This is a genomic window from Bradyrhizobium sp. P2_E8 (assembly GCF_056403875.1).
In genome coordinates this window covers 1-5,270 of record NZ_JBFUES010000516.1, presented here as the reverse complement: position 1 = coordinate 5,270, position 5,270 = coordinate 1, and the positions used below count along the sequence as shown (strand labels likewise).

3 protein-coding genes and 1 pseudogene are annotated in these 5,270 nt (G+C 63.1%); 3 read left to right on the top strand and 1 reads right to left on the bottom strand.

The window, feature by feature from the left end; genetic code table 11:
• The 3 genes from AC1D00_RS25235 to AC1D00_RS25225 all read left to right on the top strand — a co-directional run.
• On the top strand, window positions 1-1,975 hold a 1,975-nt coding region (locus AC1D00_RS25235), incomplete at its 5' end, for an ATP-binding protein (RefSeq protein WP_477012517.1).
• A 377-nt stretch (window positions 1,976-2,352) separates the two neighbouring features.
• Entirely contained in the window at window positions 2,353-3,324 is a 972-nt protein-coding gene (locus tag AC1D00_RS25230) for an ABC transporter substrate-binding protein (protein ID WP_477012516.1), read from the top strand.
• A gap of 8 nt (window positions 3,325-3,332) precedes the next feature.
• Entirely contained in the window at window positions 3,333-5,132 is a 1,800-nt protein-coding gene (locus AC1D00_RS25225) for a cache domain-containing protein (protein WP_477012515.1), read from the top strand.
• 19 nt (window positions 5,133-5,151) lie between these two features.
• Here AC1D00_RS25225 and AC1D00_RS25220 read toward each other — a convergent pair.
• Window positions 5,152-5,270 (bottom strand): annotated as a pseudogene (locus tag AC1D00_RS25220) (EamA family transporter); the annotation flags it as partial.

Genomic DNA, 5,270 nt, shown 5'->3' with positions numbered 1-5,270 from the left:
CGACTACCCCGATCAGGTCGCGCTGCTGGAGGGCACCGAGCCGCTGGCGCTGCGCCGGGTCGAGATCGCCGCCGAGGCGATGCGCCTGCGCGCCGAGAGCGACCAGGCCGGCATTGCCGCGCTCCAGGGCAAGGCGGAAGGCCGCGGCCTGATGGACACCGTGATGGGCAATCTCGACCGTCTGAGCGCAGAGGAAGAACGATTGCTCGCCGCGCGCTCCCAGGATTCGCGCCGCACCGGCATCGTGCTGCTCGGCATCGATGTCGCCGGCGCGCTCGTGATCCTGCTGCTGGTCGTGATGGTGATGCGCGAGAGCCGGCGCACCGAGGGCGCGCTCAAGAGCACGCTTTTGGAGACCACGGCCGCCAAGGAGCAACTCGAGGCGGCGGTGGCCGAACGCACCGAACATCTGGTCACCGCGCATGACGAGCTCCGCCTGTCCGTCAACGTGCTCCAGAGCACCTTTCGCAGCATGGCGGAGGCGGTGCTGGTCATCGACGTCGACAGCAACGTTCTGCTGTCCAATCCGGCCGCGGAGCGCATGCTGCTGCACCGCGCCGGCATGAACCTGAGCAGTCTGCGGTCGCTGTCGGACGTCTTTCACGGCGACGGCGCCATGCCGATGAAGGCCGAGGAGCTGCCTTCGGTGCGCGTGCTGCACGGCGAGGAGTTCGAAGACCTGGAAATGATCGTCCGCCCGCACAGCGGCAATCAGGTTCGCCACCTCATGATCAGCGGCCGGCCGATGCGGGACGGACAAGGCGACATCTCGGGCGCCGTGCTGGTCTATCACGATGCGACCACCTCGCGCGAGACCGAGCGGCAGTTGCAACAGTCGCAGAAGCTGGATGCGATCGGCAAGCTGACCGGCGGCGTCGCGCACGACTTCAACAACATGCTGACGGTGATCTCGGGCAATACCGAGACGCTGGTGGCGAGCCTGAAGGAGCAGCCCGCGCTCCAGCGCGTGGCGCGCCTGATCGACGATGCCGCCGAGCGCTGCGCCGAGCTGATCCAGCACCTGCTCGCCTTCGCACGCCGGCAGCCGCTCCAGCCGCGCAACGTCGAGATCAATGCCGCGATATCAGACATCGCAAAGCTGCTGCGCCCCACCCTCGGCGAGCAGATCCAGATCGAGACCGTGCTGGAACAGGGGCCGATGACCGCGCACATCGATCCGTCCCGGCTCACCAATGCCGTGCTCAACATGGCGATCAACGCCCGCGACGCCATGCCGAACGGCGGCAAACTGCTGCTGGAAACCCACCGCGTCGTGCTCGACGAAGCCTATGCGCAGGCCAATGCGGACGTGGTGTCCGGCCCCTACGTGATGCTCGCGGTCAGCGACAGCGGCACCGGCATGCCGCAGGACGTCCAGGAGAAGGCGTTCGAGCCCTTCTTCACCACCAAGGAGGTCGGCAAGGGATCCGGGCTCGGTCTCTCCATGGTCTACGGCTTCGTCAAGCAGTCCGGCGGCCATATCAAGATCTACAGCGAGGAAGGCCACGGCACCACGATCAAGCTCTATCTGCCGCCGGGCGAAGGCGCGATAGAAGCGGCAGCTCCCGTCGCGCCGCAGGCCGAAGGCGGTGCCGAGACCATTCTCGTGGTCGAGGACGATCCGCTGGTGCGCAACTTCGTCACCGCGCAATTGCAGGGCCTCGGCTACCAGACGGTTGCCGCGCCCGACAGCCGCGCAGCGCTGCAACTGATCGAGGCCGGGCAGGTCTTCGATCTCCTCTTCACCGACGTCGTCATCCCCGGCGGCATGAGCGGGCGCGAGCTCGCCGAGGAAGTGGCGAAGCGGCGGCCGGGCCTGAAGGTGCTCTACACCTCCGGCTATACCGACAACGCCATCGTCCACCACGGCAAGCTCGACGACGGCGTGATGCTGCTGACCAAGCCGTATCGGAGAAACCAGCTCGCGGAAATGATCCGGAAGGCGCTGAATGGCAGCGGGATGGCGGCGGGCTAGCGCGTGGACTGRCGAAGGCGCGCTGCAGTCACGCATATATGTGGTCGAGCGCACTGGCTCAGGATGTGACTTCYGGTTGTCCTTTTGAGACGCCGTGGCTCGCCCGGATGCGCGCCGGAGGTGTTCCGAAACCGCGCGGTGCAACGAGTAAGGCCGTTTTGATTCCGATCGGGCCGGTCTCAAGCAAAAATCAAGCGCATCTCAAGGACAAATCGTCTCACCTGCCCAATCTCTGAGCATGCTCTCGGCGACAAATGTTGGAGCCGGCGTCGCGACAGTCCGCTTGCGGAGCGCGATACCGAGCGCAGTCACCAGACGTACAGCTAGGATCCTGGTCTGCGGCCGGAATTGACGGCGCAGCTTCGACAGGTGCTCGGATGAAAAGACGAGAGTTCATCTTGTTGATTGGCGGAGGACTGGCCTGGCCTGCGATCGCACGGGCGCAGGACGGAGCCAAGCTGCATCGTATCTTCTGGGTCTCGACCGCCTCCGAACCGGATCCCTTCCTGGACGGCTTTCGCGAGGGAATGCGCGCGCTGGGATACGTCGAGGGCAAGACCGTAACCTTCGAGACGCACTATGCCCCTGGAAATCCGCAGGCACTGCGCAAGATTGTCTCCGAGTTGCAACAGAGGGATATCGACCTTGTGGTCTCGAGCGGTCCGGCGACACGCGTCATGACCGCGGTCACCGACATCCCCGTGCTGTTTGCATTGAGCGGTGACCCCGTCGCTTTGGGTGTGGTGAAGAGCCTTGCTCACCCCGGCACCAATTTCACCGGCAGCACATTCCTGTCGCTCGAGCTGGCGGGAAAGCGCGTTGAACTGCTCAAGGACATTTATCCAAAGCTGCGAAAACTGGCGGTCTTCTCGAACACGGATCATCCGGGAGAGCCACTGGAATGGCGTGCGACTTTGGAGTCGTGCCGGAATCTCGGCATTGAGGCAGCCTACGTTCCGTTCTGTGGCGCTCGCGAAATCGAGAATGGATTGACGGCCGCCGGCAAAGTGGACGCGGATGCTCTCCTCGTGTTTCCCGATGCCGTGACGCTGGTGCATCGTGCAAAGATTGCGGAGCTTGCAATCGCGCACCGGCTGCCTTCGATGTTTGGCTGGTCTGAATATTGTGACGCTGGAGGTCTCTTGAGTTACGGCGCAAACCAGCGCACGACCTATTTTCGGCTTGCCACTTATGCCGATCGCATCCTGCGCGGGGAAAATCCGTCAGATCTTCCGGTGATGCGCCCCGAGAAGTTTGAACTGGCAGTCAATCTGRAGACAGCCAGGCTTCTGGGTATCGACCTGGATGTGTCGTCGATCCTGTTTCGCGCCAGCAAGGTGATCTCCTGAGAGCAGTTATGACGGACGGTGCTGCGCAGTCCTCTTCGTGTACGACGCCCCCGCGTCGCTCGCTGTTTTGCAAGTACTTGGCGACGTTGTTTGTCGCTGCGGTCGTGCCTCTGATACTCGGCGCGGCCATCGAGGCGTCTTTCGGTTACCGAGACCAGCGCCGCCAGATTAGCGCTGTGCTGCAGGCCGATGCTCGCGCGGCGTCCGACCGGATCGAGGCATTCACCGACGGCATCCGGGATCAGCTGGGTTGGATGGTGCAGCTTCCCTGGTCTGCCGGAGACGATGCGCAACATAAGACCGACGCCTTGCGCCTCCTCCAGCAGGTGCCCGCAATCGTTTCGGTTTCGCTTCTGGATGAGACCGGCACTGAACGGGTCTTTGTTTCCAGGCTGCTTCTGAACAGGACCGGGCGCGGCATTGATATGTCCACGGATCCCGCTGTTCTAGGCGCACGCGCCAACAAGGTCTGGTACGGACCGGTTCAGTACAAGCGAGATTCAGAGCCCTACATGAGGATCGCGGTTGCCGGGAGCCTGCCGGCCGCGGGGGTTGCGATCGCCGAAGTCAATCTGAAGCTGATCTGGGATGTCATCGCTGCCATTAGAATTGGCGAGACCGGCTACGCCATTGTTGTCGATGACTCCGGTCATCTGATCGCCCATCCCGACATCAGTCTGGTTCTGCGCGGCCGCGCCAGCTCGGGCAGTTTCAGCCGGATCAAGCATCTCGTTGGCGCGGCGAGCGGAGCGGCGGTGATAAATGGGGACCAAGGCAAGCCGGTGGTGGCGCTATCCGTTCAAGCCGCCGACGTGGGATGGACGGTGATCGCGATGCAGCCGGTCTCGGAAGCCTTTGCATCCATTCGCGCGGCGTTGTGGCGCTCGTCAATTCTGATTGCCTTTGGTGTTCTTATCGCGCTGGCGCTCGCCTATTGGCGCGCGCACAGAATGTCCGGCCCGATCAAGCAACTGGAAGAGGGCGTGGAGCGGATCAGAACCGGACAATTCGAGCATCGCATCAAAATCTTCAGCGGTGACGAGTTGCAGCAACTGGCGTTGCGCTTCAATGAAATGGCTTCTGAACTGGCGATCTCGCAGCAGAAATCTGCGCGGATCGAACGGCTGAAGCAGTTCCTGCCATCACAGGTCGCCGAATTGGTCGAGCATTCTCATGAACTGCTCGAAGGGCAGCGACGTGAAGTCGCTGTCATTTTCGGCGACTTGCGCGGCTTCACGGCGTTCTCCACGCGCAATGAACCTGATGTCATCATGGCCGTCATGCGCGAGTACTACGAGGCCGTTGGCGCCGTGACGACTCGTCACGAGGCAACGCTCATCGGCTTTGATGGCGACGGAGTCATGCTCCTCGTCAATGCTCCGGTCGCGTGCGAACAGCCGGCAACTCAAGCGGTCCGTCTCGCGATCGACCTGCAAATGACCGTGCAGTCCCTTGCCGGCAAATGGTACGATTCCGGCCACGCGATCGGCTTTGGTGTGGGCGTTGCGATGGGAGCGGCAACGGTAGGAACGGTTGGTTATAACGGTCGGCTGGACTACACGGCGATGGGAGCCGTGGTGAATTTGGCGTCGCGGCTCTGCAATCTCGCGAAGGACGCGCAGATCCTGGCTGATCCCACTATCGCTGGAAGGGTAAGGGACAGCGTTCCGTTGGCATCGCTCGGGCAGCGGAACATCAAAGGCTACGACCAGGCCCTCGAAGTCTTTGCTGTCGCACCTGCTGACCTGCCGTCGAAACCGCCGGGCTCGGGACAACGCCGGCGAGAGAAAGAGCCTCAGGACCCCTGATACCCCGGCGTCCGGACGGCTAGCGCGTCGCCAGCACCACGGCTGCGAGCGTGAAGATCAGCGCGGCGATCTGTCCCGGCCCAAGCGGCTCGCCCAGCGCGAGCGCGGAGGCGACGACGCCGATGACAGGTACGGCCA

Bases quoted from the DNA above. Each gene is read 5' to 3' on its own strand.
- AC1D00_RS25225 (WP_477012515.1), top strand. From the start codon at position 3,333: ATGACGGACGGTGCTGCGCAGTCCTCTTCGTGTACGACGCCCCCGCGT.